This is a genomic window from Pseudonocardia sp. (assembly GCF_025965585.1).
GTDB lineage: Bacteria > Actinomycetota > Actinomycetes > Mycobacteriales > Pseudonocardiaceae > Pseudonocardia.
The window spans coordinates 25,230-50,232 of the sequence record NZ_JAOPWR010000315.1 but is presented as its reverse complement, the minus strand read 5'-3'; the positions used below and the strand labels follow the sequence as shown (position 1 = coordinate 50,232).

The following is a 25,003-nucleotide window of genomic DNA, read 5'->3' as shown; positions in this document are numbered from 1 at the left end:
CTGGCCGACCTGGGCGCGGACGTGGTGCGCGTCGACCGGCCGGGCGCCGCGGGCGGCCGATCCCCGCGCGGGCGCACCGTCGTCGAGGCCGATCTGAAGTCCGGGGCCGGCCGCGAGACCGTGCTGTCGCTGGTGGAGCGGGCGGACGTGCTCGTCGAGGGGTTCCGGCCGGGCGTCACCGAGCGGCTCGGGCTCGGGCCCACGGAGTGCGCGGCCCGCAACCCGCGGCTCGTGTACGCGCGGATGACCGGATGGGGACAGGACGGTCCCCTCGCCCCGCGCGCCGGACACGACATCAACTACATCTCGGTGACCGGCGTCCTGGACGCGATCGGCCGCGCCGGGGCCCCGCCGACGGTCCCGCTGAACCTCGTCGGAGACTTCGGCGGCGGCTCGACCTATCTCGCGATCGGCGTGCTGGCCGCGCTGCTGGAGCGCGAGCGGTCCGGGCGCGGGCAGGTGGTCGACGCCGCGATCGTCGACGGCGCGTCGCATCTGGCGTCCGCGATCTGGTCGCTGCGCGGAGCCGGGCGCTGGGCCGGGGACCGCGGCACGAACCGGCTGGACTCCGGCGCACCGTTCTACGACGTCTACCGCACCGCCGACGGCGGGTACATGGCCGTCGGGGCGCTGGAGCCGCAGTTCTACGCGCTGCTGCTCGAGGGCCTGCGCCTCGACCCCGCCACCCTGCCGCCGCAGGACGACCGGGCCGGGTGGCCCGTCCTGCGCGGCGCGTTCGCCGAGGCCTTCGCCTCCCGGACCCGCGCGGAGTGGACCACGGTCTTCGCCGACGTCGACGCGTGCGTCACCCCCGTCCTGCCCTTCGCCGAGGTCCCGGAGCATCCGCACGTCGCCGCCCGCGGCACCGTCCTGGACGTCGACGGGACGGTGCAGCCCGCCCCGGCACCCCGCTTCTCCCGGACCCCGGCCGCGCGTCCCCGCGCACCCCGCCCCGACCCCGTCGACGCCGGCGCCGTGCTCACGGCATGGGCCGCACGAGGAGCCCACGCATGATCGACGACCTGGACGACCTCCCCACCGGCGCCTGGGAGCTGCCCGAGGAGTTCGTGCTGCTCCGGGACACGGTCCGCAAGTTCGTCGAGACCGAGATCCGGCCGCTGGAGGACTCGCTGCCGCACGACACGGCCGGCGTGCCGGGCCCGCAGCTCGCGATCCTGCAGCAGAGGGCGCGGGACATGGGGCTCTGGGCGCTCGCCACCCCGCGGGAGTACGGCGGCGCCGGGCTGAGCGTGCTCGGCCAGGTCGTCGTCGCGGAGGAGGCCGCGAAGTGCCGGATGGGCGCGTTCTTCCCCGCCGGCGGCGCGTTCGGCGGGAACCCGCCCAACGTGATGTACAGGGCGTCGGCCGAGCAGTTCGAGAAGTACGCAAGGCCGATCGTCGAGGGCCGGATGACGAAGGCGTACACCGCGATCAGTGAGGCCACGGGCGGATCCGACCCGGCCGGAGCCATCCGGTGCCGGGCCGTGCGGGACGGCGACGACTACGTCCTCAACGGCACCAAGCTCTGGACCTCGCACGCCGGCACCGCGGACTGGGGCGTCGTCTACGCGCGCACCGGGGACGCCGGGGAGCGGGGTGGGATCAGCTGCCTCATCGTCGAGCGGGACACCCCGGGCCTGACGATGAAGCCCATCGGCGTCATGAACTCCTTCTCCCCCTACGAGCTCCACTTCGAGAACGCGCGCGTCCCGGCCGCCAACCGGATCGGGGCGGAGGGCGCCGGGTTCAGCCTGGCCAGCGACTTCCTGGTGCACGGCCGGATCGTCTACGCGGCGGGCCCGATCGGCATCGCCCAGCACGCGCTCGACCTCGCGATCGACTGGGTCAAGCAGCGTCAGGTCTTCGGCACCGCGCTCGCGGACAAGCAGGGCATCCAGTTCATGGTCGCGGACAGCGAGATCGAGCTCCGCGCCTCGCGGCTGCTGATGTACCAGGCGGCGTGGAACGCCGACCTCGGCAAGGACGTGAAGGTCGACGCGTCGGTGAGCAAGGTGTTCGGCACCGAGACGGCGTTCCGGGTCGTGGACCGCTGCGTGCAGATGTTCGGCGCGATGGGCCTGTCCCAGGAGATGCCGCTGGAGCGCTGGTTCCGGGACCTGCGGGTGAAGCTGCTCGGCGAGGGCGCCTCCGAGGTGCAGCGCATGGTGATCGCTCGGCGGCTGCTGAAATGACGGGCCCCCGACTCGACGTGACCGGGCTCGCCCACGTCAACCATCTCGTCGACGACTTCGAGGGGACGACCGCGCGCTACGCCGCCGCATTCGGGGCGCAGGAGTACTGGCGCGGCTACGACCGGGAGCAGAACCTGGACGCGAACCTCTCGGTGATCGGCGAGCTGTGCGTCGAGCTCTACGCGCCCCGGGACCGGACGTCCCTGGTCGGGGCCTCGTTGCAACGCTTCGGGCCCGGCTGGCACTCCTTCGAGTGGCGGGTCCCGGACCTGGCGGCGGCGAAGGCCGCGCTCGACGCCCGCGGTGTCCGGGTCACGACCTACCGGCCCGGCGAGTTCCTCATGACCCATCCGGCGGACTGTCACGGGATGCTGCTCGAGCTCTGTCCCCTGGACATGCCGAACGACCCCCACCTGGAACCGGGATGGAGCGCGGAGCCGTGGCACGCCCACCCGCTGGGGGTGGTCGGGCTGAACGCGATCTCGGTGGCCGTGCGGGACCGGGAGGCCGCGACGGCGTGGCTCCTCGATCTCGTCGAGGGGGCGGAGGTGCTCTCCACGGAGCCCCGAGCCGAGGCGGACGCGACCGGCGTGCGCGTGGCGGACCACGTCGTGGAGCTGGTGCAGTCCCGCACCCCGGAGGGCCCGGTGGCCGCGTACATCGAGCGCTACGGCCAGCGGCTGCGTTCCGTCGAGCTCCGGGTGCTGGACCTCGGCCGCGCGGCGAAGTACCTCACGAGACAGGGGCTGAGCCTCGTCCCGGGCAGTCGCGAGGGCGCGATCGCCATCTCCGCGGAGGACATGGCCGGGGTCCGGTGGGAGTGCGCGGAGTGAACAACGCTCGGGGACGTGCGCCGGCCCGGCGCGGCCGAGTGTGGCTCCGGTCCCCCGTTCGGTGATCCCTAGTGCGCCGCGGGGCCGGCCTCCGGCAGACCGCGGTGCCTGCGCGCGCTCGCCAGCTGCGGGACATGGTTCGTGTCGTACTGCTCGATCCACTCCGGCGGGAGCTTCTTCCACGCCTCGCCGACGCGCAGCTTCTCCCCCGTGCCGAAGCGCCCGGAACTCACGACGTCGCCGACGAAGAGCGTGCTCTCGTCCATGTCGAGGGTCTTCACCACCCGAGCTTCGACGTAGCAGAGGCTACCGAGCAGGATCGGCGCGCCGGTGACGCCGGGCCTGGTGCGGAACTGCCCGAGCTTGTCGCCGTCCCGGCCGGAGCTGCCGCCGAGACCCATGAGGATCGCCAGTGACTCCTCCAGCGCCTCCTCCGGCGCCGCGGCGAGCAGGTGCATGACGAAGACGCCGGAGCTCAGCACCATGTCATGGGTCTTGTTGTACTTGGTCAAGCTGATCGTCGCGCGCGGCGCCTCGGGCACGATGCTGGCCGCACCCGCGGACAGCGAGATGAGACCGTTGGCCACGCCCCCGTCGATGGTGGTGACGGCGACCGGGAAGGGCCGCAGGCCGGACAGCGCGTAGTTCGCCGCATCGAGATCAACTGACATCGTCCACTCCAGAGCACGCCGACTGCGGAGGTCCAACAGACCTCCCGGACCATTTTTCTGACAGTATGTACACGATCAGAAGGACGAGTCAACGAACGAAGGCGCCGAAACATCGAAGGCCGTGGAGAGAACTTCTGACGGAGCGTCAGGGCGCCGAGTGCGCCATGACCGTGCCGTTGAGGAGGCCGCGCACGAGCACCTGCAGCATCAGGTCGGCGATCGCCTCGTCCGCGACGTCCTCGCCCGTCTCCAGCACGGCCTCGGGCACCCGGTCGAGGACGGCGATGAACACACCCGCCGCGACGTCCAGGTCCAGGGAGTAGGGTCGCTCGACCTGCATCAGCAACCGCAGCACCGCGGCGTGCACCGCCGCGTTGCTCTGCTCGGCGAGCGCGACGAGACCGGGATCGGTGAGGGAACCCTCGACCCAGGACCGGAAGACGCCGACGTACCGCCGGTGGAAGGGCACGTAGTCCACCAGCCACGCCCGCAACGCGGCGCGGTCCGACTCCTCGTCCCCCGTGAGATCCAACGCCGCGAGGCGATCGGAAAGCTCCGCGGACGCCGTCCGCGCCTCGGCGGACAACCGCCTGAGCAGGTCGAGCTTGTCGTCGAAGTACTTGTAGAACGTGGCCCGGGCGAAGCCCGCCGCCGCCACCAGGTCGTCGACCCCGGTGCCGTGGTAGCCGCGTTCGGCGAACAGCCGGGCACCTGCCGCCAGGATGTTGCCCACGGTGGCGGCCGCACGGGCACTGAGCACGGGCTCCGGCACCTCGGCGAGCGGTTCGGGGACCGGGCGGAGCACCGGCCCCGTCCGCACCGGCGGGAGCTGCGCGAAGGCCTCCGGCGGGGTGTCCGGGAACAGCATCAGCTGCATCACCACCGCAAGCCCGTCGGTCGCCTCGTCCAGCGCCGGCAGCGGGACGTTGCCGCGGTGCCGGAAGTAGTTGAAGCGGTGGACGAGGCTGGTCAGAGCGAGAGAGGCCGCGTCCGGGTCGATGCCCGCGACGCCGCTCGACACCAGCCTGGCCGTGATCCGCGAGTTGTAGGAGCGGACGAAGCCGAGCACCATCGGGCGGACGCTGGTGTCGGGCGTGTCGATGTTCGCCCACTGCACGAACATCGTGGCGTACCGGTCGTACACCCAGGCCCACTCGCCCAGCCACCAGTGCAGGTTGTCGAAGCCCTCGGGAGTAGGCCCGAGCGGTCCGAGCCGGCGCACAACCCGCATCAATGCGGCCCCGCACTCGTCCAGGAGCTCGGTGAAGATCTGCTCCTTGCTCCCGAAGTACTGGTAGAGCGTGGCGCGGGAGGTGCCTGCGGCCTTGGCGATGCTCTCCACCGAGGTCCCGTGGAAGCCGTGGGCCTCGAACAGCCTGAGGGTCTCGGCGACGATCCGCTGACGGGTCTGCGCACCACGGCGCCCGACCACGGGGCTCGTGGGCCAATAGCCGTCTCGTCGCCGGATCTCGCTGTCTGACATCCCGTACATGATAGGCGCAGGTCCGAGCGTCGGCCCGCCCGACACACGTCCGCGTGACGGGCCGTCCCCGCTGGTGGTCGGCACCGGAGCTCAGCCGGGCAGCAGGAAGTCCGCGGTGGCCGCGAGGGCCGTGCGGCCGGCTGTCACGGCGGCGGTGAGCGTCACCGTCACCAGGCGGCCCTGCGCCGTGGGCTCCACGGCGGTCACGACACCCGAACACGTGAGCACGTCACCCGGGTAGACCTGGTCGGCGAAGCGCACGGCGAAGCGGCGGACGTTCTCCGCGCCGAGCCACTCCACCGCGTAGCCGGCCAGCAGGGCGGCCACGTGCATCCCCTGCGAGAAGACCGACGGGTAGCCGGCCGACCGGGCCATCGCGTCGTCGTAGTGCATGGGGTTGAGGTCGCCGGAGGCGCCGGAGTACCGGACGAACATCCGCGTGGTCAGGGGCCCGTACTCCGCCGTCGGAGCCTGCACCCCCACCGCGATCTCCGCCAGTGGCGTACTCATGACGTCTCCTCGGTGGTCCGCGCAGCCCGTTCGATGTACGTGGCGCGCGCCTCGGCCATCAGCACGCCGTCGACGTCTCGGTACTCGGTGACGACGACGCAGAAGTTCATCTGCCCGCCGCGCCGGCCCGGCTTCGCGTAGCGCTCCTCGATGCGCTCGACGGCGCGCAGCTCCTGCCCGGCGCGGGGGGGCGGCCCGTGGAACACGTACTCCTGCTCGCCGTGCAGCAGGCGCCGGCGGTCGAACCCGACCTCGACCTTCGCCTCGTCGGGCCGCCACAGTGCCGCGCTCGCGAGGAACGTCGGCGGGGCGATCGCCCCGGGGCCCCGGTAGGCGGGATCATCACTCTGCATCGCCGCAGCGAACTCGGCGATCTTGCCGCGTTCGACGACGACCTCGAACTCCGCGCCGCGGGCACCGACGGGTGCGCTCATCGACACTCCTCCTCAGGACGAACTGGACGACACGCTACGTCAGATGCCGAGCCCGGTCTACGGACTCTGCGGCACCTGTGCTGCTTGCATGATGGTAGACATGTTGTCAGAATATGCGAGTCCATCCGTCGCGACGCCGCGAGCGCCGCCCGGTTCGGCCAGTACGGTGCCCGGGCACCGTGGAGCGGGAAGAGCTACCACGTGCGGATCCACGACGATCTCCTCATCGGCGGGCGCCTGCGAGCACCCGAGGGCGGCCGGACCATCGAGGTCCGCTCCCCCGCCACCGAGCAGCTCGTGGGCCGGGTGCCCGCAGCCGGGCCTGCCGACGTCGACGCCGCGGTGACCGCCGCGCGCCTCGCGCTCGACGAGGGCCCGTGGCCGCGGACGACCCCCGGCGAGCGCGGCGAGGTGTTGGGCCGGCTCGGCAAGCTCCTGCGCGGGCGCACCGAGGAGCTCGCGGCCCTGATCTCCGACGAGGTCGGTTCGCCACGCCGCTGGGCCGTCACCGGCCAGGTCGGCACCGCGCTCGGGGTGCTGCACGTGCACCGGGGGCTCGCCGGCTCCTATCCATGGGTGGAGACCCGGCCGTCGCTGATGGGGGGCGAGGTGCGGGTGCGGCGGGTGCCCGTCGGCGTCGTCGGCGCGATCGTGCCGTGGAACGCCCCGCTGTTCACGGCGGCCCTGAAGCTCGCGCCCGCGCTGCTCGCCGGCTGCCCCGTGATCCTCAAGCCCTCGCCCGAGGCGCCGCTGTCCGCCTTCGTGCTGGCCGAGGCGGCGGCGGAGGCCGGGCTGCCCGACGGCGTGCTGGCCGTCCTGCCCGCGGGCGCCGAGGCGAGCGAGTACCTGGTACGGCACCCCGGCGTGGACAAGATCAGCTTCACCGGCTCGACCGCCGTGGGCGCCCGGATCGGCGAGCTCTGCGCCCGCGACGTCCGGCGCTGCACGCTCGAGCTCGGCGGCAAGTCCGCCGCGGTGCTGCTCGACGACGTCGAGCTCACCGACCGCGTCGTGCGCGAACTGGTGGACGGTGCGATGGCCAACAGCGGCCAGATCTGCATCGCACAGACGCGGATCGTCGTCCCGCGGGCCCGCTACGACGAGGTCGTCGAGGCTCTCGGCACCGCCGTCCGTGCGCTGAAGGTGGGCGACCCGGCCGCCGCCGACACCGACCTCGGCCCGGTGATCTCGGCCGCGGCGCGGGACCGCATCGAGCGCAGCGTCGCCGCCGCCGTGGCGCGCGGTGCCCGTGTCGTCGCGGGCGGCGCCCGCCCGGATCTCCCCGTCGGGCACTACGTGCGGCCGACGCTCCTCGCCGACGTCGACCCGGCCGCTCCGATCGCCCGGGACGAGCTGTTCGGCCCGGTCGCCGTGGTCCTGCCCTACGACGACGAGGACAACGCGGTCGAGATCGCCAACTCCACCGAGTACGGGCTGTCCGCCAGCGTCTGGACCGCCGATCCGGCCCGCGGGGAGGCCGTGGCCGGCCGGCTCGTCGCCGGCTCGGTCGCAGTCAACTCGTCCGCCGCGATGGACCTCGGCAGCCCGTTCGGCGGGATGCGGCGCTCCGGGATCGGCCGCGAGGGCGGCGCGGAAGGCGTCACCGCCTACGTCGAGCACCAGTCGATCGTCGTCCCGCCCGCCGCCTGACCGCGCGCAGGACCACCCGAGCAAGAACCGGCCCCGAGCAAGAACCGGCACAGGAGGAAACGGACCGTGGAGACGCTGGCAGCGGTGCTCTGGGAGCGCGACGCGCCCTGGTCGGTCGAGACCGTCGAGCTCGACCCACCGGGACCGGAGGAGGTCCAGGTCGAGCTGCACGCGTCCGGCATGTGCCACTCCGACGAGCACATCGTCACCGGGGACATGCCCTTCCACCTGCCGTGCATCGGCGGCCACGAGGGCGCCGGCGTGGTGCAGGCCGTCGGCTCGAAGGTCACGTCGGTGCGGCCCGGGGACCACGTCGTGTTCGGCTTCATGCCCTCGTGCGGGCGGTGTCCTTCGTGCTCGACGGGCCACCAGAGCCTGTGTGACCTCGGCGCGCGGCTCTACACCGGCCGGCAGATCGCGGACGGCACCGCGCGCCACCACGGGCGCGGCCAGGACATCGCGACCGCCTGCCTGGTCGGCTCGTTCGCCCACCACACGGTGGTGCACGAGGCGAGCTGCATCCGGATCGACCCGGCGGTCCCGCTGGACCGGGCGTGCCTGCTGGGATGCGGCTTCGTCACCGGCTGGGGCTCGGCGGTCTACGCCGCGGACGTCCGGCCCGGGGACACCGTCGCCGTCGCCGGGGTCGGCGGGATCGGGGCCGCCGCGATCCAGGGCGCGAAGCTGGCGGGCGCCCGCGTGATCATCGCCCTGGATCCCGCGGCGTCGAAGAAGGAGCAGGCCCTCGCGATGGGCGCCACCCACGTCGCCACGTCGTGGGAGGAGGCGCCCGGGCTCGTCGCCGAGGCCACCTGGAACCGGGGCGTCGACAAGTTCATCTGCACCATGGGCCGGGGCGACGGCAAGCTCGTCCGCAAGGCGCTCGCCATGACCGCCAAGCGCGGCCGGATGGTCGTCACCAACATCCACCCGGCCGCCGAGCGCGAGGTCTCGGTCAACTTCATGGACCTCACACTGTCGGAGAAGCAGATCGTCGGGAGCCTCTACGGCTCGGCCAACCCGCGAGCGGACATCCCCAAGCTGCTCGAACTGTGGTCGGCGGGGCTGGTCGACCTCGACGCCGTGGTCTCCCGGACGTACGCGCTCGAGGACATCAACGACGGCTACGCCGACATGCGTACAGGCAACTTCCTGCGCGGGGTCCTCCGGTACCCCGCGGCCGGTTGAGAGGCGGGACCCCGAGATGACCAGTACGGAGATCAGCAAGCCGGGCGAGGAGCTCGACGACCTGACCTGGTGGACCCGTCCCGTCGAGGAGCGGGATGCCCTGTTCGCGCGGCTGCGCGCCGAGGACCCACGGCCCTATGTGCTCGAACGCGACCTCGCGGGCGAGCCCCGCGGGGGCGGCTTCTGGGCGCTGACCCGCTACGACGACGTGTGGGAGGTCAGCCGCCGTCCGGACGACTTCTGCTCGGGCCAGGGCACGACGATCTTCGACCAGCCGGCGTCGCTGCGCGAGTACCGCGGCTCGATCATCGACATGGACAACCCGGAGCACCAGCGGCTGCGCCGCATCGTCTCCCGCGGGTTCACCGCCAGGTCCCTGGAACGCCTGCACGCCGACGTGGACCGGGCCAGCCGGGACATCATCGGGGCGGTCTCGGAGCGCGGGGAGTGCGACTTCGTCACCGAGATCGCCGCGCTGCTGCCGCTGCGGATCGTCAACGCGATGATGGGCATCCCGCAGCGCTACGAGCGGTTCATCTTCGACCAGACCAACATCGTGCTCGGCGCGAGCGACCCCGAGTACGTGCCGGACCAGACGCCGCGCTCGGTCGCCACCGCGGTGTGGAAGGCCGGCGAGACGCTCTCGGACCTGCTGCGCGAGCTCGCGGCCGAGCGGATCGCCGAGCCGCAGGACGACCTGATCACCACGCTCGTGGCGGCACAGGGCGAGCGGATGACACCCGAGGAACTGGCCCGGTTCTTCATCCTGCTGGTCGGCGCAGGCAACGAGACCACGCGCAACGCGCTGGCCCACGGCCTGCTCGCGCTCACGCAGTTTCCCGACCAGCGCCGCCTGTGGCAGGAGGATCCGGACACGCACACCGCGGCGGCGGTGGACGAGGTCGTCCGCTGGGGATCACCCGTCCTCTACATGCGCCGCACCGTGACGCGGGACGGCGTGCGGCTCGGCGACCAGACGTTCTCCGAGGGGGACAAGGTCGTCCTCTGGTACCGCTCGGCGAACCAGGACGAGGCCCGCTTCCCGGAGCCGACGCGCTTCGACGTCACCCGCGCCCACGGGGCGCACGTCGCGTTCGGCGCGCCCGGCCCGCACCACTGCCTGGGCGCGAACCTGGCCCGCCTCGAGCTGTCCGTGGCCTTCCGGACGCTGTTCGAGCTGCTTCCGGACATCCACGCGGTGGGCGAGCCGCAGTTCCTGCGCTCGAACTTCCTGCACGGGATCAAGCACCTGCGTGCCGAGTTCACCCCGAGGAGCGTCGCATGACGGCGGTCGAGGCACCGGCTGTGCTGGTCACGGACGAGGGCGGGATCCGGCGGATCACGCTCAACCGGCCGGAGGCCGCCAACGCGCTGCGGCCGGAGGACCGCGACGGCGTGATCGATGCGCTGCGCGAGGCGGACGGCGACCCGGAGATCCGCGTGGTGGTGCTCGCTGCCGAGGGCCGGCACTTCTGCTCGGGCGCGGACGTCAAGGCGCTGGCCCGCAGCCGGGCCACCGGCGGCGAGAAGCGGGTCGGCGACGCCATGCGGAAGATCATGGACGGCGCGCAGGCGCTGATCGCCGCGGTGCTGGACTGCGGCAAGCCCGTGGTCGCCGTCGTGCAGGGCCCGGCCGCCGGGATCGGCGCGCACCTGGCGTTCGCCGCTGACCTCGTCGTCGCCAGCGAGGAGGCGACGTTCGTCGAGTCCTTCGTCCGGCGCGGCCTGGTCATGGACGGCGGCGGGGCCTACCTGCTCCCCCGCCGGATCGGCATGCAGAAGGCGAAGGAGCTGGCCTTCTTCGGCGACGCGCTGCCCGCCGCCGAGGCGCTGGCGCTCGGCCTGGTCAACCGGGTGGTGCCGGCGGCCGAGCTGACCGCGGCCGCCGACGCGTTCGCCCGACGGCTCGTCACCTCGCCGACCAGCGCGATCGCGTTCACCAAGAAGCTGCTCAACGCCTCCCCCGACACCGACCGCCAGGGCGCGTACCTGGCCGAGGCGATGGCCCAGGAGCTGCAGTCCCACGCGCACGACTCGACGGAGGGCGTACGCGCCTTCGTCGAGCGGCGGCAGCCCGAGTACCGCGGATTCTGAGGACGGCACCATGACGACCCCGGCGAAGCCACGAAGCGACGTCCCCACCCCGGACGACGACACGCAGCCCTACTGGGACGCCGCCCGCGAGGGCCGGCTCCTGCTGGCCCGGTGCGCCGCCTGCGGGCGGGCCCACCACTACCCGCGCCCGTTCTGCCCCTTCTGCTGGAGCGCGGACGTCGCTCCGGAGGAGGCGAGCGGGCAGGCCACGCTCTACACCCACTCCACGGTGTACATGAACGACCTCGCGCCGTTCGCCGAGCGGCTGCCCTACGTCGCGGCCGTCGTCGAGCTGGCGGAGGGCCCGCGGCTGATGACGAACGTCGTCGACTGCGCGCCCGCGGGCCTGCGGATCGGCATGCCGCTGCAGGTCGCGTTCACCCCGCTCACCGACGAGCTGACGGCGCCGGTGTTCCGGCCCGCCGAACCCCTTTCTGGAGGTACCTCATGACCGGCCTGCTCGAGGGCAAGATCGCCCTGGTGACCGGAGCCGGCCACGGCATCGGCCGCGGCCACGCGCTGGAGCTCGCCAAGCACGGTGCGACGGTCGTGGTCAACGACCTCGGCACCTCGGTGGCCGGCGAGGGCTCCGGCCGCGACGCCGACCAGGTCGTCGACGTGATCGGGGCGCGCGGCGGCAAGGCCGTCGCCGACTACAGCGATGTCGGTGACGAGACCCAGGTCGAGGAGATGGTCCAGCGCGCCTTCGACGACTTCGGGCAGCTGGACATCGTCGTCAACAACGCGGGCATCGTCCGGGACCGTGCCATCTGGAACATGAGCGCCCAGGACTTCGACCTCGTGATGCGCGTGCACGTCCGCGGCACCTGGCTGACCAGCCGCGCGGTGGCGAAGCGCTGGCGCGCGGCCGCGAAGGCGGGCAGCGGCAGCGTCTACGGGCGCATCATCAACACCACGTCGGGCGCGGGCCTGCTCGGCCACTTCGGCCAGTCCAACTACGGCACGGCCAAGGCCGCCATCGTCGGGCTCACCCAGACCCTGAGCCTGGAGCTCGCGAGCATCGGCGTCACCGTCAACGCCATCAGCCCGGGCGGGATCACCCGGCTCTCGGCGACCATCGGCGGCGACCAGAAGGCCCTGGAGCCGGACGAGCGGCCCGAGGACGAGTTCGACCCGAAGGACCCGTCGCTGTGCAGCCCGGTGGTGGCCTGGCTGGCCAGCCCGCAGGCGGGGCACGTCAGCGGCCAGGTGGTGCGGGCGATGGGCGAGACGATCGAGCTGATGGAGGGCTGGTCCCGCGGACCCGGCATCTCCAACGGCGGCAAGCGCTGGGACGCGACGACGCTCGGCATCAAGCTGGGCACGGACGTCTTCCGGACCCGCGCAGCCGGCCTGCGGCTCGGCAGCTGATCCCGGCGGGACCGGCGGCGCCCTTCCGGCCCCCGCCGGTCCCGCGTCCCCGGTGCGGGGGGCGACCAGCGGACGCCCGTCGCCCGGTCCGGGCCGTGCTCGGGGGAACCATCGGCCGCCCCGGGCACGAGCCGTCCTCAGCCGACCGGCACGCCCAGAGCCGCCAGGACCCGCGACGAGTCCGTGATCCGGGCCAGTGCCGGCAGCAGGTTGGCCATCATGAACGCGTGCGTCGCAGCCGACGTCCCGGCCACGCAGTCCTCGGGGATCTGCACCCAGTAGCCCCGGTTCACCGCCTCCAGCGCGAACCCCGGGATCGCGACGTCCGTGGAGACCCCGGTCAGCACGACGGTGCCCACTCCGCGTAGCCGCAGGGTCGCGTCGAGGTCCGTGCCGTAGAACGCCGTGAGCCCCACCGCCCGCGCGCTGACGTGGTCCACCGCATGCGGGACCAGTGCCGGTGGCGGGAGCACGTCCGGTGTGCCCGCGACCATCCGACCATGCTTGATCGCCAGGGCCCCCGGTAGCGAGTTGCGGCGCATCCCGGCCATGTCCGCGCGGTGGGCGATATGGCAGTGCACGACGGGCCGCCCTGCCGCGCGAAAAGCCTCGGCCAGCCGGGCGATGCGCTCGACGATGCCGCGTTCGGTCGCCTGCCGGGCCACGCCGGGGGTGAGCGCGGACTCCGGGTCGAGGATCCCCGCCTGACACTCGCTGATCAGGAGCGCGGCGTCGGCATCGCGGTTCGGATCCACACTGTCCACCTCGACATCGTGTCACATCGAGGTCGCGTTCTAGACGTCCAACAGCACAAATATGGTAGACGCAGTTGTCAGAAGATGAGCCGGCTCATAGACTTGCCCCGTACCCGGTGCGCAGCCGTTCCGGTGCCGCCGATGCCACCACGCACGACATCAGGAGCCGTCATGAGTCTGACGCTGAGCCCGGGGGCGCGGCTGCGCTCCGCCGTCTGCGCGGCCGAGGTGATCGTCATCCGGGCGTCCGGCGACCTGGACCTGCGCTGCGGCGGGGAGCCGATGCTCGGCAAGGACCAGTCCGTCGGCGGCGGCCGGGGCCCCACTCCCCCGCACGACGCGGGCTCGGTGGTCGGCAAGCGCTATGTGCACGACGGCTCCGGCCTCGAGGTGCTGTGCACGAAGTCCGGCCCGGGCTCCCTCGCCGTCGGTGAGCAGCCGCTCGAGCTGAAGTCGGCCAAGCCGCTCCCGTCCTCGGACTGAGCCGCTCGTGGTCACGTCGCAGGACCTCTCCCATGCCCCTGACGCGATCGCCGTCGTCTTCCCGGACACCGGCGAGCAGCTGACCTACCGGGAGCTCGACGACCGCTCGAGCCGGCTCGCCCGCGCACTGCAGGACCGTGGGGTCCGCCCTGGCGACACGGTGGCGATCCTGCTGCCGAACATCGGCGCGTACTACGTCGTCGCATGGGCGGCCCAGCGCTCAGGGTTGCGGTTCACCCCGGTCAACCGGCACCTGACCGCGGCCGAGGCCGCCTACGTCGTCGAGGACTGTGGAGCCACCGCCCTCGTGAGCTCGGACGACCTCGTCGATCTGGCACGGGAGATCTGCGCCGCGGTCCCCGGCATCAGAGCGCGGGTGCTCGTCGCCGACGGCCACCACGACGGCTTCGAGCAGCTCGACACGATCATCGCCGCGGCGCATCCGGAGCCGCTGTTCCCGGAGACCGAGGGCATCGCGATGTTCTACTCGTCCGGCACCACCGGGCGGCCGAAGGGCATCACGCGTGAGCTCACCGGAGCGCCGTTCGGCACCGGTGGTCCGATGGACGGGCTGCTCGCGTCCGCGTACGGGTTCGCGCCGGGCATGGTGCTGCTGACCCCGGCGCCGCTCTACCACGCCGCCCCGCTGGGCTGGGGCATGGCGGCCCAGCGCTGCGGCGGCACGGTCGTCGCGATGTCCCGGTTCGAGCCGGTGGAGATGCTCCGCCTCGTCGAGACCTTCGCGGTGACCCACCTCCTCGTGGTGCCGACGATGTTCGTCCGGCTCCTGAAGCTCCCCGAGGACGCCCGCCGCACCTTCGACCCGTCGTCCCTGCGGATGGTGGTGCACGCGGCGGCCCCGTGCCCGGTGCCGGTCAAGCGCGCCATGCTCGACTGGTGGGGCCCGGTGATCCACGAGTTCTACGCGGGCAGCGAGGGCAACGGCTTCTGCGCCATCGGCCCCCAGGAGTGGCTCGCGCACCCGGGGTCGGTCGGCAGGCCCCTGCTCGGCAGCGTCCACATCGTCGACGACGAGGGCGTCGAGCTCCCCGTCGGCGAGGTCGGCACCGTGTACTTCGAGGGCGGAGGCCGGTTCAGCTACCACCGGGACGCCGAGAAGACCGCCTCGGCACATGATGCGCGGGGGTGGAGCACCCTCGGGGACGTCGGGCGCCTCGACGACGACGGCTACCTCCACCTCGTCGACCGGCGCAGCGACCTGATCATCACGGGCGGCGTGAACGTGTACCCGCAGGAGATCGAGAACGTGCTGGTGCTGCATCCGGCGGTCGGCGACGCCGCCGTGATCGGCGTCCCGGACGACGACCTGGGGCGGCGGGTGCACGCCGTCGTGGAGCTCACCGAGCAGGGCACCGGCACCACGGCCGAGGAGCTCGTGGCGTACTGCCGGGAGCGCCTGGCCCACTTCAAGTGCCCGCGGTCGGTCGAGTTCACCGGTGCGCTCCCGCGACTGCCCACCGGCAAGCTGCTGCGGCGGGTGCTGATCGCGGAACGGGAACGGACGCCCTCCGGCCGTCCGGCCTGACCGGCCCGGCCGTCACCGTTCGGCGCGGGCCAGCCGGTCGCGCAGCATGCCGGTGACCCGCGTCGTGTACTCGGTCGCGACGTTCTGCGCCAGCCCGCCCTCGATCAGCAGCCGGGTGAGGCGGCTGGTGATCAGCGAGAGCACGAGCGCGGCCAGCACCTCGTAGTAGGCGATGCCGCGTACTGGCCGACCCGCGAGCTCCTCGTAACGCGCGATCGTGGCGTCGCGCCCCGGCACACCCTCGAGGCGGGGACGGCCCTGTGCCTCGGACAGGTAGTCCTCGAAGACCAGCCACCAGCCGAGGTCGATCCCCGGCGGCCCGACCGTCGTGGTCTCCCAGTCGATCAGCGCCGCGACGGACAGGTCGTCGCCGAAGATGATGTTTCCCGGACGCGCGTCGCCCCAGACGATGCCCTCACCCTCGATGGCCGGGCGTGCCCTGTGGACGTACTCGAGAGCCGCGGTGACGACGTCCGCGTCGTGCACGACATCCGCCTGCGCCCAGGTGAACCACGCTGTCAGACGATCGAGGTAGGCGGAGAGCGGGTCCCGCCCGACGGCGGGCGCGAGGAAGGCGAACCCGGGCCGCCAGTCCACGGCGTGCAACCGTGCCAGCGCCACGAGCCCGTTGTCGTAGAGCTCGCGACGCTGCGCCGGCGCGAGGTCGGCCACCCAGCCCCGCCGGTGCCAGCTCGGCACGTCCGGCGGGATCCGCCCCGGCACCCGTTCCATCACGTAGAACGGCGCACCGAACAGCTCTGCGGTCGGCTCCACGAACGGGACCGGCGGGACGGGGATGTCGGTCTCCGTCGCGAGCGTCTGCATCATCCGCGCCTGGAACAGCGCGTTCGGCTCCACGAAGAGCTGGTGCGCGGTGGGCTGGATGCGCAGCACGTAGGACCGGTGCTCGGGACCCGCGGGGCCCGTCCAGTCGACCTCGCAGAACGCGGTCTCGTTGGAGAACCCGGCGTCCGGCAGCGTCAGATCGGAGACGACCACGTCGTCCGCCGCCAGCCGCTGGGCCAGCCAGCCCGTGAGCAGTCGTCCCGTCTCCTCCACCGCACGCCGCGTCGCGACCGTCATCGCCGCACTCCTCGCATCGCCGCACTCCTCGCTGTCGCCCCGGCTCCCCGGTTCACGCAGTGGTCTCTAGGGAGACATGGTGTCAGAATAGTGGGGTGGCGACCTCAGGGACAGTGCTGGACGACATGGGTGCCTACGTCCTCCCGGGCCGGGTGCCCGATCCCCGGGCCGCCGTCGGACAGGCGCGAGCGGCGGAGCACCTCGGCCTCGGCGCGGTGTGGCTCAGCGAGCGCTGGGGCACCAAGGACCTCGGGGTGCTGGTCGGCGCGATCGGCCAGGCCACCGAGCGCGTGCGCATCGGCTCCGGCATCACGCACTTCGGCGTCCGCCACCCCCTCACGCTGGCCTCCACCGCGATGACGGCCCAGGCCCTGACCGGCGGGCGGTTCGTCCTCGGCGTGGGCCGCTCCGTCGCCGCGACCTGGAAGGCGGTCGGACTGCCGCCCGTCACCAACGCCGTGCTCACCGACACCGCCGATATCGTGCGCAGGCTCTGCCGCGGGGAGAAGGTGTCCTACGAGGGCCCGGCCGGCTCCTTCCCGAAGATGCGTCTCGGTGACCTGCCCGACGCCCCGCCCCCGCCGATCGTGCTGGCCGCCATCGGGCCCAGGAGTCTCGAGCTCGCCGGCCGCCACTTCGACGGCGTCCTGCTGCACCCGTTCCTGACACCCGAGGCCGTCGGCCGGTCCGCCGAGCTGGTGCGCAAGGCGGCAGCCGACGCCGGACGGGACCCGGCGCGCGTCCGCGTGCACGCCACGGTGGTCAGCGCGCCCGACCTCACCGCCGAGGAGGAGGGCGCCGTGGTGGCCGCGCGGGCACTGACGTACTTCCAGATCCCCGGGTTCGGCGAGAACCTGGCGGCCGCCAACGGCTGGGACCCGGCCCCGCTCGCCATCCTGCGTGCGCACCCGATGTTCACCGGGATCCGCGGAGCCGCGGACCACCACTTCACCCGCCACCAGCTCGTCGACGTCGCCCAGGAGCTGATCCCGCGGGAGTGGATCGAGTCGTCCGCCGCGGTCGGGACGGCCGGAGCCTGCGCCAGGCAGCTCCAGGCCTACCTTGCCGCGGGCGCCGACGAGATCGCCCTGCACGGCGCCACCCCTGACCTGCTCGGCCCGATGCTGCAGCACGTCGTCGCCCGCGCAGGAGGGCCACGAGAACAGGACCGGCTCAGCGGGCGGGCTCGAGCAGCAGGCTCGAAAGCCGTCCGACGTCCTCGGTGAAGTCCGTGAACGAGCGGCTGGCCGGCTCGATCGTGAGCCAGGTGACGCCCGCGTCACCGTAGGCGCCGAGCCGCGCGCCGAGCCCGCGGGCGAACGCCGCGACGTCACCGTCGCGGCCGTGCTGCTTCTCGAACGGCGCGAACGCGACGTCGAGCGGTGCTCCCCCGCCGGCGAGGCGGTCGGCCTGCATCGCGGAGATCTGCTCGGCGAGCTGCTCCATCGTCTCCAGCGGCGGGGTCCGGGTGATCGCCGCCATCTCCGGGGTCTGGGCGATCGGCATCCATCCGTCGCCGACCCGCACGGCCCGCCGCCGCGCCGGCCTGCTGTTGCCGCCGATCCAGATCGGCGGCCCGCCGGGCTGTACGGGCGCGGGCACCATGCTGTGCCCGTGGGCGGGGAAGCGTTCGCCGTCGTGGTCGCGGCCCGCCCACGCGTCGCGCATCGCCGCGATGGTGTCGTCGAGGATCGCGCCGCGGTTCGCGAAGTCCGCCCCCAGTACCTGGAACTCCGAACGCAGGTAACCCGCCGCCATGCCGACGGTGAGCCGTCCGCGCGACACCGCGTCCAGGCTGGCGACGGCCTTCCCGGTGAGGTACGGGTTCCGATAGGCGGCCACGAGGACGTAGGTGACGAGCCGCAGCCGTCGGGTCGCCGCAGCCATGTAGGCCAGCGAGACGAACGGGTCGTAGGCGTGATGTCCGCCCTGCTCCAGCCACCGGTCGTCCGGGTAGGGGTGCTCGGTCATCGCGATCGCGTCGAAGCCCGCGTCCTCCACGACGCGGGCCACGTCGCCGAGGTCCGCGGCACCGAGCCAGCGATCGTGGTGTTTGACGGCACGCATCGGGAACATCAGCAGGAACTGCATGGACCCACCTCTCTGGGACGATCTGACGGTGAATCTACGTTGGTCTGTCGTCAGAAGATGGTGCTGTCCGCCATCTTGTTGACAGAATCTGACAGCAGTGACACCTTCGGGACGACGACGGAGTCCCGGGCGCCCGCGGGTGCCCCGAGCTGGGAGGGCACATGTCCGGACTGATGGAGGGAAAGGTCGCGCTGGTCTCCGGATCGACGCGCGGCATCGGCCGTTCGATCGCCGAGCACCTGGCGGCCGAGGGTGCGCGTGTCGTGGTGACCGGCCGGACCGTCGAGAAGGGCGAGAAGGTCGTCGGCCGGATCCGCGAGGCCGGCGGCGAGGCGGAGTTCCTCCGGCTCGACGTGACGGACGAGCAGAACGTCCGCGAGGTCGTCGAGGAGACGGTGCGTCTCTTCGGCTCCCTCACCACCCTCGTCAACAACGCCGCCCCCACCGACGCGGTGGCCAGCACGGTGAAGAGCGTCGCGGACACCTCGACGGAGGAGTGGAACCGGATCCTCGTCGGCACGCTCACCGGGAACGTGTTCTGGGCGTCGAAGTACGCCTGGCCGCATCTGGCGGCGGCGACGGGCGCGTCGATCGTCAACATCTCCTCCGGGCAGGCGATCGCCGGGTTCAAGGGCTTCGGCGCCTACGGCGCGGCCAAGGCCGGCGTCTCGGCGCTGACCCGCACGCTCGCCGTCGAGGGCGCGGCGGCCGGCATCCGGGCCAACTCCGTGCTCGTCGGCCGGGTGGTGGCACTTCGCGGCGACGTCGGCCACCACACCGGCGGCGGGCGGCTCACCCGGATCGGGAACCCGATGGACATCGCCTACGCGGTGTCCTACCTCGCGTCGGAGCGGGCCGAGTTCGTGACCGGCACCCAGCTCACCGCCGACGGCGGCTTCTCGATCAACGGCGACGCTGCGGCCGACGCCGAGGCGGCCGCACAGGGTTGAGGGCCGTCCCGGCGCCGCGCTCCGCGGCGCCGGGACCCCCGCCCCTATTTCGGCTGGAACCGCAGGGCGCCGTCGATCCGGATGACCTCGCCGTTGATGTAGTCGTTGATCGCGATGCTGTGCACCAGCTCCGCGTACTCCGACGGGCTGCCCATCCGCTTCGGGAACGGCACGCCGCTGCCCCAGTGCTTCTCGGCCTCGTCGCGCTCCATGCGGAACGCCGGGGTGAAGAACGTGCCGGGGGCGATCGCGACGACCCGGATGCCCAGCGGGCTGAGGTCGCGGGCCGCCGGCAGCGTCATCCCGACCACGCCGCCCTTGGCCGCGGAGTAGGCGGTCTGCCCGATCTGTCCCTCGTAGGCGGCGATGCTCGCGGTGTTGACGACGAGCCCGCGTGACCCGTTCTCGTCCGGCTCCTGGGTGGCCATCGCCGCGGACACGAGCCGCAGCGTGTTGAACGTGCCGGACAGGAACAGGTTCAGGTACCAGTTGAACGCGTCGATCGGGGCGGGAGCGCCATCCCGCCCGACCACCCTGGCCGCGCCACCGCTCGAGCCACCGTGGGCGTTGACCAGCAGCCGCAGCGGGCCGAGCTCGGACGCCGCGGAGATCGCGCCCCGCACGCTGTCGTCGTCGGTGACGTCCGTGCTCACGTAGCGGGCCTTCTCGCCGAGGTCGTCGGCCAGGGCCTTGCCCCGCTCGTCGGACAGGTCGGCGATCACCACCGACGCGCCCGCCGTGACGAGCCGCCGCACCGTCGCCTCACCGAGGCCACCTGCACCTCCGGTGACGATAGCCGAGACACCGTTGACGTCCATGCTCGCTCCCTTGCTCGTGGTCGCACCAGTCTAGTGCACGCACTGTCAGATTAGCGGACGTATACGCAGGTTCCGGGTGGCAATCGCTGCTCAACGGCCGACGACGACGTCAGAAGCTTGGACGGACCGGAAAGTGCTCGGCGAACCACCCCGTCGCGTGGGCGTACCAGTCCGAGGCCGACGGCGCGAGGTTCAGGACGTGACCGGCGTCCGGGAGCACGTAGGTCTCCAGGTGCGCACCGGGCCCGAAGAACGGCGCCTCCGACGCCCGGAGGGTCTGCGCGTCCGTGCAGTCCGTGCCGGAGCCGTATCCCCCTTGCCGGCAGAACACGGCGTCCCCACGGCCGTTCGCGACGAGGACGGGGACGTCGATGGTGTCGGTCCGTAGCAGCGGCGTGAGGACGAGGTAGGGGGCGAGCGTCGCGAGATAGGCCGACGGGCCCGGACTGCGCGAGTCCTCGTCGGCGCGGAGCACGGCGGGATCGGTCGGGCCACCGGAGTGAAAGATCGTCCGGGCGCCGGGGAGGCTGATGTAGCCCATGTCCAGCGGGACCTCGGCGCGCGTCGCCGGGTCCAGCGGGGCCGGGACGGCGTGCGCGAAGAGCGCCGCCAGGGCACCGGCCGCGGGCGAGTGCGACGTCCCGCTGGCGACGATCCCGTCCACATCCCGGTAGGTCGTCGCCTCGACGTAGCCGGTGAGGGTCCCGAGCGAGTGGCCGACGAGCACCACCGTCGGGTAGGTCGCGCCGAGCGTGCCCGCACGCGCGGCCTGCACGACCCGGTGGATCGCCTCGGCCTGGACCTGGATGGTGACCGTCGCACTCAGCGGGTGGCTGCTCCCGCCGACCCCCAGAGGGTCGATCGCGAGCGTGCTGTACCCCGCGGTCGTCATGTGCCGCGCATAGGAGAGGGGCTCGCCGGCCGACGTGCGTCCGACCGGGAAGTCCCAGTAGGAGCGCGCATAGGTTCCACCGGGCACGAGCACCTGCAATACCGACGACGGACGCCCGACGGGGTCGCACAGCTCGCCCTCGACGTGCGCGCCGCCTCCCACCGGCACCTCGACGACGCGGCAGCCTCCGGGCCCAGCGGGTACCTGAGGGGCGACCTCGGCCGCCGCGGGAGGGGCAGCGGCCAGCAGGGCCATCGACAGCGCGAGCACTGCCGGCAGCACGGCGACCCCGAGCCGGCGAGCGCGGCGGGCCGAGAGGACGTCCATGTTCTCTCCGTTCAGTTCGGGCGCTTCATCTGACGATGTGCTCATCGGTGCGCCACCTGAAACGAGTCCCTCAACTGCTATTTCAGACCGAATAGGGCCGAACAGCCTAAGATCTTCGCCACTCCCGACCGTACTATCTGACGGACAGTGTTCCTCAGCGGGTCGGCGTCGACCCTGATCACGGGAGCTCGCGATGCCCGGTTGCGCCCTCGTCCTCGTCCACGGCGGCCAGCACGCCGCGGACTGCTGGGAGCCCACCGTGGCCGAGCTCCGGCGGCGTGCGCCGGACACGCCGGTTCTCGCCGTCGACCTCCCCGGGCGCGGCTCGTCCCCGGCCGACCTGGCGACGGCCACGGTCGCGGACTGGGTGGACTCGGTGGTGCGCCGGATCGAGGCCGAGGGGCTGGACGAGGTCGTGCTGGTCGGCCACTCGATGGCCGGGCTCACCGTGCCGGGTGTGGTCGCGCGGCTCGGTGCGGACCGGGTCCGCCGGATGATCCTGATGGCCGCGGCGGTACCGCCCCAGGGCCGCTCGATCCTCGACACGCTGAGCGGGCCGCTGGCCTGGTACGCCCGGCGGGCCGCCCGTCGCGGCGGGCCGTCGTCCCCGATGCCCCGGCTGCTCGCGCGGATGTCCTTCTGCAACGGCATGACGCCCGCACAGCGGAAGTTCACCCTCGCCCGGCGCTACGGCGAGTCCACCCGGGTCACGGCCGAGCCTGCGGACCGGAGCGCGCTGCCCCGGGGCGTGCCACGCACGTGGATCCTCACCCTGCGGGACCGGGCGCAGCGCCCGGCGACCCAGCGGCGGGCCATCGCGGCGCTCGGCGGGGTCGACGAGGTGGTCGAGCTCGACACCTGCCACGACGCGATGATCAGCGCCCCGGCCGAGCTGGCGAGGATCCTGCTCGAACGCTGCCGGAGCACCGTCGCGGGCTGAGCCTGCGGCTCAGCGCGCCGGGGCCACGGCCTGCGCGGTGGCGCGCAGAGCGTTCCGGTCCACCTTCAGCATCGCGGTGACCGGCAGGTCCTCGACGAGCTCGAGCCGGTCCGGGCGCTTGTAGTCCGCGAGCCGCTCGCGGGTCCAGTCCCGCAGCGCGTCGAGCGACGGCGGATCAGCCGGATCGGCCGGGACGACGAACGCCACGCCGATCTCGCCGATCACGGGCGCTGGACTGCCGACGACCGCGACCCGCCGCACCCCGGGGTGCTCGGCGAGGACGTTCTCGACCTCGAGGGGATGCACGTTGTAGCCGCCACGGATGTAGAGGTCCGTCGAGCGGCCGACGAGCACCAGGTTCCCGTCGCCGGTGAACCGGCCGAGGTCCCCGCTGACCAGCCAGCCGTCACGGGTCAGCGTCTCGGCCGTGCGCTCCGGGTCGTTCCAGTAGCCGCGCATCACGCAGGCGCCGCGGACCCGGACCCGGCCGGTCCCGCCCGGTGCGACGGGGTGCCCGTCGTCGTCGGTGATCGCGACCTCCATGCCCTCCTGCGGGCGGCCGACGGTGCGGAACTGCACCTCCGGCGGGTCGCCGGGCTCGGTGCCGCAGATCGTCGGGGACTCCGTCATCGCGTACCGGACGACCAGGGGCACGCCGATCCGCTCCGCCACCGCCTCGATCAGGTCCGGTGAGGCCGGCGCGGTGGCGGCGATGCCGACCCGGAGGTCCGGCAGCCGGTGCGCGCCGGGCTCGTCGAGCAGCTTCGTCCACTGTGTCGGCACTCCGCCGACGACCGTGATCCGCTGCTCCCGCATGATCGTGGCCATCGCCGCGGCCGACCACGGCACGGGCGAGATGACCAGCGTGAGCCCCCAGACGAGCTGGTCCCACAGCTTCGCCATGTATCCGGCGTGCGCGAACGGCGTGGCGACGAGCCTGCGGTCGTACGGCGCGCTCATCACGCCGGCCGCGCGCGCGGACGCGGCGAGGTTGCGGGAGTCGAACCAGGCGCCCTTCGGGGTGCCGGTGGTCCCGGACGTCCAGATGATCACAGCGGGCGCCTCGGGGTTCGGCGCCGGGCGCCGGACCCCGAGGCCCGCGTGCCGGGACAGGCCGGCGAGCTCGGTGCGCGGGAGCTCGCGGAGCCCGGGCGGCACCGGGGGCAGCCCGGCGTCGCCGTCCCGGATCACCAGCACCGGACCCGCCCGGTCCAGCACCGCGTCGACCTCCCGCGGGCCGAGCCGGGTGTTGAGCCCGGTCGTGACGGCGCCGAGCCGGGCGAGCGCGGCGTAGCAGACCGCGTAGTCGATCGACGACGGCAACATCAGGGCGACGACGTCGCCCTCGGCGATCCCACGCTCGGCCAGCGCCCCGGCGAGCGCGTCCGAGCGGGTGTCCCACTCGGCGAACGACATCGCGGTGCCGTCGGCCTCGACGTAGGCGTCCCGCTCGCCGTGGATCGCGGCGGCGGCGGAGAGCAGGGCGTCCGCGGTGTCGAAGGTGCCCGGCAACGGAGGCACCGTCACGGCGCCTCCGTCCCGAGGATGACCGTCCCGCTCGAGCAGAACCAGCCGCCCGTGCCGCTGACACAGGCGAGCTTCGCGTCCGGGACCTGCCGCGGCCCGCACTCGCCACGGAGCTGGCGCACCGCCTCCACCACCAGGAACAGCCCGCGCTGGCCGGGATGGCAGGCGGAGAGCCCGCCGCCGTCGGTGTTGGTGGGCAGCGTCCCGCCGAGCCGCAGCCTCCCGTCGGCGATGAACGGGCCGCCCTCGCCCTTCTTGCAGAAGCCGAGGTCCTCCATCGTCATCAGGAGCATGTAGGTGAAGGCGTCGTAGATCTCGCAGACGTCGATGTCGTCCGGGGTCACGCCGGCCCGGGAGAACGCGAGGGGGCCGGAGATCGAGGCCGGCCCGGTGGTCATGTCCGGCCACTGGCTGGTGGAGACGTGCGAGACGTTCTCCCCCGTGCCCAGGACGTACACCGGGGTGCCCGGGAGGTCCTTCGCCCGCTCCTCGGACACGACGACCGCCGCGGCGCCGCCGTCGGAACGGATGCAGCAGTGCAGCTTGGTGAACGGGTCCGCGATCATCCGGCCGGACAGCACCTCGTCGACGGTGATCGGGTCCCGGTAGGCGGCCTCGGGGTTGTCCACGGCGTTGGCGCGGGCGGACACGGCGACCTCGGCGAGCTGTTCGATCGTCGTGCCGAACTCGTGCATGTGCCGCCGCGCCGCCATCGCGTACTTCGCGATCAGCGTGTGCCCGTAGGGGGCCTCCCACTGCAGCGGCCCGCGCGAGCCCCAGTTGAGGTTCGCGGTGCGCAGGCCCCGCCGCAAGTCGGACTTCGCGGTGGAGCCGTAGGTGAGCAGGACGACGTCCGCGTGGCCGGCGGCGATGGCGTCCGCGGCGTGGGCGAGCATGACCTCCCAGGACGCACCGCCGACCGCCGTGGAGTCGATCCACCGCGGCCGCAGGCCGAGGTACTCCCCCACGTCGATCGGGGCGAGGGTGCCCAGCGAGGTGGAGGCCAGGCCGTCGACCTCGGCCATGGAGACGCCGGACTCCGCCAGCGCGCGCAGCGACGCCTGGGCGATCAGCGCGTAGGGGTTGGTGGCGACCTTGCCGGGCGAGGCGAGCCCGACGCCCGCGACGACGGCGCGGCGGCCCTTGGGAACCGTCATGGTGGTAC

At 72.8% G+C, this 25,003-nt stretch carries 25 protein-coding genes; 14 read left to right on the top strand and 11 right to left on the bottom strand.

What is annotated here, in order from left to right:
• From JWR81_RS19295 to JWR81_RS19285, 3 genes are all read left to right on the top strand, one after another.
• A partial coding sequence (locus tag JWR81_RS19295; protein ID WP_297654510.1) for a CaiB/BaiF CoA-transferase family protein occupies window positions 1-1,014 on the top strand: 1,014 nt, incomplete at its 5' end.
• Window positions 1,011-2,192 carry an acyl-CoA dehydrogenase family protein gene (locus tag JWR81_RS19290; RefSeq protein WP_297654507.1) on the top strand — a complete coding sequence of 394 codons (1,182 nt, stop codon included), beginning with the start codon at window positions 1,011-1,013 and terminating at the stop codon, window positions 2,190-2,192. The genes JWR81_RS19295 and JWR81_RS19290, both read left to right, overlap by 4 nt.
• Window positions 2,189-3,025 carry a VOC family protein gene (locus JWR81_RS19285; protein WP_297654504.1) on the top strand — a complete coding sequence of 279 codons (837 nt, stop codon included), beginning with the start codon at window positions 2,189-2,191 and terminating at the stop codon, window positions 3,023-3,025. Before JWR81_RS19290 ends, JWR81_RS19285 begins: the two co-directional genes overlap by 4 nt.
• 68 nt (window positions 3,026-3,093) lie before the next feature.
• Here JWR81_RS19285 and JWR81_RS19280 read toward each other — a convergent pair whose 3' ends face one another.
• The 4 genes from JWR81_RS19280 to JWR81_RS19265 all read right to left on the bottom strand — a co-directional run bounded on the left by JWR81_RS19280 (window position 3,094) and on the right by JWR81_RS19265 (window position 6,123).
• The gene (locus JWR81_RS19280; protein WP_297654501.1) at window positions 3,094-3,696 is read right to left on the bottom strand and encodes a flavin reductase; all 603 of its coding nucleotides are present in this window, start codon (window positions 3,694-3,696) and stop codon (window positions 3,094-3,096) included.
• 145 nt (window positions 3,697-3,841) lie between these two features.
• On the bottom strand, window positions 3,842-5,179 hold the full coding sequence (locus JWR81_RS19275; RefSeq protein WP_297654498.1) for a TetR/AcrR family transcriptional regulator: 1,338 nt from the start codon (window positions 5,177-5,179) through the stop codon (window positions 3,842-3,844).
• A 90-nt stretch (window positions 5,180-5,269) separates the two neighbouring features.
• On the bottom strand, window positions 5,270-5,689 hold the full coding sequence (locus tag JWR81_RS19270) for a MaoC/PaaZ C-terminal domain-containing protein (protein ID WP_297654494.1): 420 nt from the start codon (window positions 5,687-5,689) through the stop codon (window positions 5,270-5,272).
• Entirely contained in the window at window positions 5,686-6,123 is a 438-nt protein-coding gene (locus tag JWR81_RS19265) for a MaoC family dehydratase N-terminal domain-containing protein (protein ID WP_297654491.1), read from the bottom strand. The genes JWR81_RS19270 and JWR81_RS19265 overlap by 4 nt, the downstream gene beginning before the upstream one ends.
• Before the next feature lie 201 nt (window positions 6,124-6,324).
• Between JWR81_RS19265 and JWR81_RS19260 the strand changes: the two genes are divergently transcribed.
• From JWR81_RS19260 to JWR81_RS19235, 6 genes are all read left to right on the top strand, one after another.
• Window positions 6,325-7,773: an aldehyde dehydrogenase family protein gene (locus tag JWR81_RS19260; protein ID WP_297654487.1), complete on the top strand. Its 1,449-nt coding sequence runs from the start codon at window positions 6,325-6,327 to the stop codon at window positions 7,771-7,773.
• Between the two features lie 66 nt (window positions 7,774-7,839).
• A complete protein-coding gene (locus JWR81_RS19255) occupies window positions 7,840-8,961 on the top strand; it encodes an NDMA-dependent alcohol dehydrogenase (protein ID WP_297654477.1) in 1,122 nt (373 codons plus the stop codon).
• Window positions 8,962-8,977: 16 nt separating this feature from the next.
• Window positions 8,978-10,246 carry a cytochrome P450 gene (locus JWR81_RS19250; protein WP_297654474.1) on the top strand — a complete coding sequence of 423 codons (1,269 nt, stop codon included), beginning with the start codon at window positions 8,978-8,980 and terminating at the stop codon, window positions 10,244-10,246.
• Window positions 10,243-11,055 carry an enoyl-CoA hydratase-related protein gene (locus JWR81_RS19245; RefSeq protein WP_297654471.1) on the top strand — a complete coding sequence of 271 codons (813 nt, stop codon included), beginning with the start codon at window positions 10,243-10,245 and terminating at the stop codon, window positions 11,053-11,055. Before JWR81_RS19250 ends, JWR81_RS19245 begins: the two co-directional genes overlap by 4 nt.
• 10 nt (window positions 11,056-11,065) lie before the next feature.
• Window positions 11,066-11,506, top strand: coding sequence for a Zn-ribbon domain-containing OB-fold protein (locus JWR81_RS19240; RefSeq protein ID WP_297654468.1), 441 nt, complete (start codon window positions 11,066-11,068; stop codon window positions 11,504-11,506).
• Window positions 11,503-12,426 carry an SDR family NAD(P)-dependent oxidoreductase gene (locus tag JWR81_RS19235; RefSeq protein WP_297654465.1) on the top strand — a complete coding sequence of 308 codons (924 nt, stop codon included), beginning with the start codon at window positions 11,503-11,505 and terminating at the stop codon, window positions 12,424-12,426. The genes JWR81_RS19240 and JWR81_RS19235 overlap by 4 nt, the downstream gene beginning before the upstream one ends.
• A 137-nt stretch (window positions 12,427-12,563) precedes the next feature.
• On the opposite strand, the gene JWR81_RS19230 is transcribed toward JWR81_RS19235, so the two are convergent.
• A complete protein-coding gene (locus JWR81_RS19230) occupies window positions 12,564-13,190 on the bottom strand; it encodes a cysteine hydrolase (protein WP_297654462.1) in 627 nt (208 codons plus the stop codon).
• Window positions 13,191-13,352: 162 nt separating this feature from the next.
• Here JWR81_RS19230 and JWR81_RS19225 point away from each other — a divergent pair, with 162 nt between their 5' ends.
• On the top strand, window positions 13,353-13,664 hold the full coding sequence (locus JWR81_RS19225; RefSeq protein ID WP_297654459.1) for a hypothetical protein: 312 nt from the start codon (window positions 13,353-13,355) through the stop codon (window positions 13,662-13,664).
• A 7-nt stretch (window positions 13,665-13,671) separates the two neighbouring features.
• Window positions 13,672-15,210, top strand: a complete 1,539-nt coding sequence (locus JWR81_RS19220) for an AMP-binding protein (protein ID WP_297654456.1) — start codon at window positions 13,672-13,674, stop codon at window positions 15,208-15,210.
• Between the two features lie 12 nt (window positions 15,211-15,222).
• On the opposite strand, the gene JWR81_RS19215 is transcribed toward JWR81_RS19220, so the two are convergent.
• On the bottom strand, window positions 15,223-16,293 hold the full coding sequence (locus JWR81_RS19215; RefSeq protein ID WP_297654453.1) for a phosphotransferase family protein: 1,071 nt from the start codon (window positions 16,291-16,293) through the stop codon (window positions 15,223-15,225).
• Between the two features lie 95 nt (window positions 16,294-16,388).
• Here JWR81_RS19215 and JWR81_RS19210 point away from each other — a divergent pair, with 95 nt between their 5' ends.
• Window positions 16,389-17,519: a TIGR03857 family LLM class F420-dependent oxidoreductase gene (locus tag JWR81_RS19210; protein ID WP_297654449.1), complete on the top strand. Its 1,131-nt coding sequence runs from the start codon at window positions 16,389-16,391 to the stop codon at window positions 17,517-17,519.
• Here JWR81_RS19210 and JWR81_RS19205 read toward each other — a convergent pair.
• Complete coding sequence (locus tag JWR81_RS19205) at window positions 17,467-18,384, bottom strand: TIGR03619 family F420-dependent LLM class oxidoreductase (protein ID WP_297654446.1); 918 nt, start codon at window positions 18,382-18,384, stop codon at window positions 17,467-17,469. The two genes, JWR81_RS19210 and JWR81_RS19205, sit on opposite strands and share 53 nt — an antisense overlap.
• 161 nt (window positions 18,385-18,545) lie before the next feature.
• Between JWR81_RS19205 and JWR81_RS19200 the strand changes: the two genes are divergently transcribed.
• A complete protein-coding gene (locus JWR81_RS19200; protein ID WP_297654443.1) occupies window positions 18,546-19,334 on the top strand; it encodes an SDR family NAD(P)-dependent oxidoreductase in 789 nt (262 codons plus the stop codon).
• Window positions 19,335-19,378: 44 nt separating this feature from the next.
• Here the strand turns inward: JWR81_RS19200 and JWR81_RS19195 are convergent, their stop codons facing one another.
• Window positions 19,379-20,152 carry an SDR family NAD(P)-dependent oxidoreductase gene (locus tag JWR81_RS19195; protein WP_297654436.1) on the bottom strand — a complete coding sequence of 258 codons (774 nt, stop codon included), beginning with the start codon at window positions 20,150-20,152 and terminating at the stop codon, window positions 19,379-19,381.
• Window positions 20,153-20,261: 109 nt separating this feature from the next.
• The gene (locus JWR81_RS19190; RefSeq protein ID WP_297654433.1) at window positions 20,262-21,371 is read right to left on the bottom strand and encodes an alpha/beta fold hydrolase; all 1,110 of its coding nucleotides are present in this window, start codon (window positions 21,369-21,371) and stop codon (window positions 20,262-20,264) included.
• Between the two features lie 193 nt (window positions 21,372-21,564).
• Here JWR81_RS19190 and JWR81_RS19185 point away from each other — a divergent pair, with 193 nt between their 5' ends.
• Window positions 21,565-22,311 carry an alpha/beta hydrolase gene (locus JWR81_RS19185; RefSeq protein WP_297654430.1) on the top strand — a complete coding sequence of 249 codons (747 nt, stop codon included), beginning with the start codon at window positions 21,565-21,567 and terminating at the stop codon, window positions 22,309-22,311.
• A gap of 9 nt (window positions 22,312-22,320) precedes the next feature.
• On the opposite strand, the gene JWR81_RS19180 is transcribed toward JWR81_RS19185, so the two are convergent.
• Together JWR81_RS19180 and JWR81_RS19175 are read right to left on the bottom strand one after the other, a co-directional pair.
• Window positions 22,321-23,838, bottom strand: a complete 1,518-nt coding sequence (locus JWR81_RS19180) for a class I adenylate-forming enzyme family protein (protein WP_297654426.1) — start codon at window positions 23,836-23,838, stop codon at window positions 22,321-22,323.
• Entirely contained in the window at window positions 23,835-24,995 is a 1,161-nt protein-coding gene (locus JWR81_RS19175) for an acetyl-CoA acetyltransferase (RefSeq protein WP_297654423.1), read from the bottom strand. Before JWR81_RS19175 ends, JWR81_RS19180 begins: the two co-directional genes overlap by 4 nt.
• Window positions 24,996-25,003 lie beyond the last annotated feature (8 nt).

What these genes read in the sequence shown, in the direction of transcription:
- JWR81_RS19290 (WP_297654507.1), top strand. Translation starts at nt 1,011, where the DNA reads ATGATCGACGACCTGGACGACCTCCCCACCGGCGCCTGGGAGCTGCCC.
- JWR81_RS19285 (WP_297654504.1), top strand. Translation starts at nt 2,189, where the DNA reads ATGACGGGCCCCCGACTCGACGTGACCGGGCTCGCCCACGTCAACCAT.
- JWR81_RS19280 (WP_297654501.1), bottom strand. Translation starts at nt 3,696, where the DNA reads ATGTCAGTTGATCTCGATGCGGCGAACTACGCGCTGTCCGGCCTGCGG.
- JWR81_RS19275 (WP_297654498.1), bottom strand. Translation starts at nt 5,179, where the DNA reads ATGTCAGACAGCGAGATCCGGCGACGAGACGGCTATTGGCCCACGAGC.
- JWR81_RS19270 (WP_297654494.1), bottom strand. Translation starts at nt 5,689, where the DNA reads ATGAGTACGCCACTGGCGGAGATCGCGGTGGGGGTGCAGGCTCCGACG.
- JWR81_RS19265 (WP_297654491.1), bottom strand. Translation starts at nt 6,123, where the DNA reads ATGAGCGCACCCGTCGGTGCCCGCGGCGCGGAGTTCGAGGTCGTCGTC.
- JWR81_RS19250 (WP_297654474.1), top strand. Translation starts at nt 8,978, where the DNA reads ATGACCAGTACGGAGATCAGCAAGCCGGGCGAGGAGCTCGACGACCTG.
- JWR81_RS19245 (WP_297654471.1), top strand. Translation starts at nt 10,243, where the DNA reads ATGACGGCGGTCGAGGCACCGGCTGTGCTGGTCACGGACGAGGGCGGG.
- JWR81_RS19240 (WP_297654468.1), top strand. Translation starts at nt 11,066, where the DNA reads ATGACGACCCCGGCGAAGCCACGAAGCGACGTCCCCACCCCGGACGAC.
- JWR81_RS19235 (WP_297654465.1), top strand. Translation starts at nt 11,503, where the DNA reads ATGACCGGCCTGCTCGAGGGCAAGATCGCCCTGGTGACCGGAGCCGGC.
- JWR81_RS19225 (WP_297654459.1), top strand. Translation starts at nt 13,353, where the DNA reads ATGAGTCTGACGCTGAGCCCGGGGGCGCGGCTGCGCTCCGCCGTCTGC.
- JWR81_RS19215 (WP_297654453.1), bottom strand. Translation starts at nt 16,293, where the DNA reads ATGACGGTCGCGACGCGGCGTGCGGTGGAGGAGACGGGACGACTGCTC.
- JWR81_RS19205 (WP_297654446.1), bottom strand. Translation starts at nt 18,384, where the DNA reads ATGCAGTTCCTGCTGATGTTCCCGATGCGTGCCGTCAAACACCACGAT.
- JWR81_RS19200 (WP_297654443.1), top strand. Translation starts at nt 18,546, where the DNA reads ATGTCCGGACTGATGGAGGGAAAGGTCGCGCTGGTCTCCGGATCGACG.
- JWR81_RS19195 (WP_297654436.1), bottom strand. Translation starts at nt 20,152, where the DNA reads ATGGACGTCAACGGTGTCTCGGCTATCGTCACCGGAGGTGCAGGTGGC.
- JWR81_RS19190 (WP_297654433.1), bottom strand. Translation starts at nt 21,371, where the DNA reads ATGGACGTCCTCTCGGCCCGCCGCGCTCGCCGGCTCGGGGTCGCCGTG.
- JWR81_RS19185 (WP_297654430.1), top strand. Translation starts at nt 21,565, where the DNA reads ATGCCCGGTTGCGCCCTCGTCCTCGTCCACGGCGGCCAGCACGCCGCG.
- JWR81_RS19175 (WP_297654423.1), bottom strand. Translation starts at nt 24,995, where the DNA reads ATGACGGTTCCCAAGGGCCGCCGCGCCGTCGTCGCGGGCGTCGGGCTC.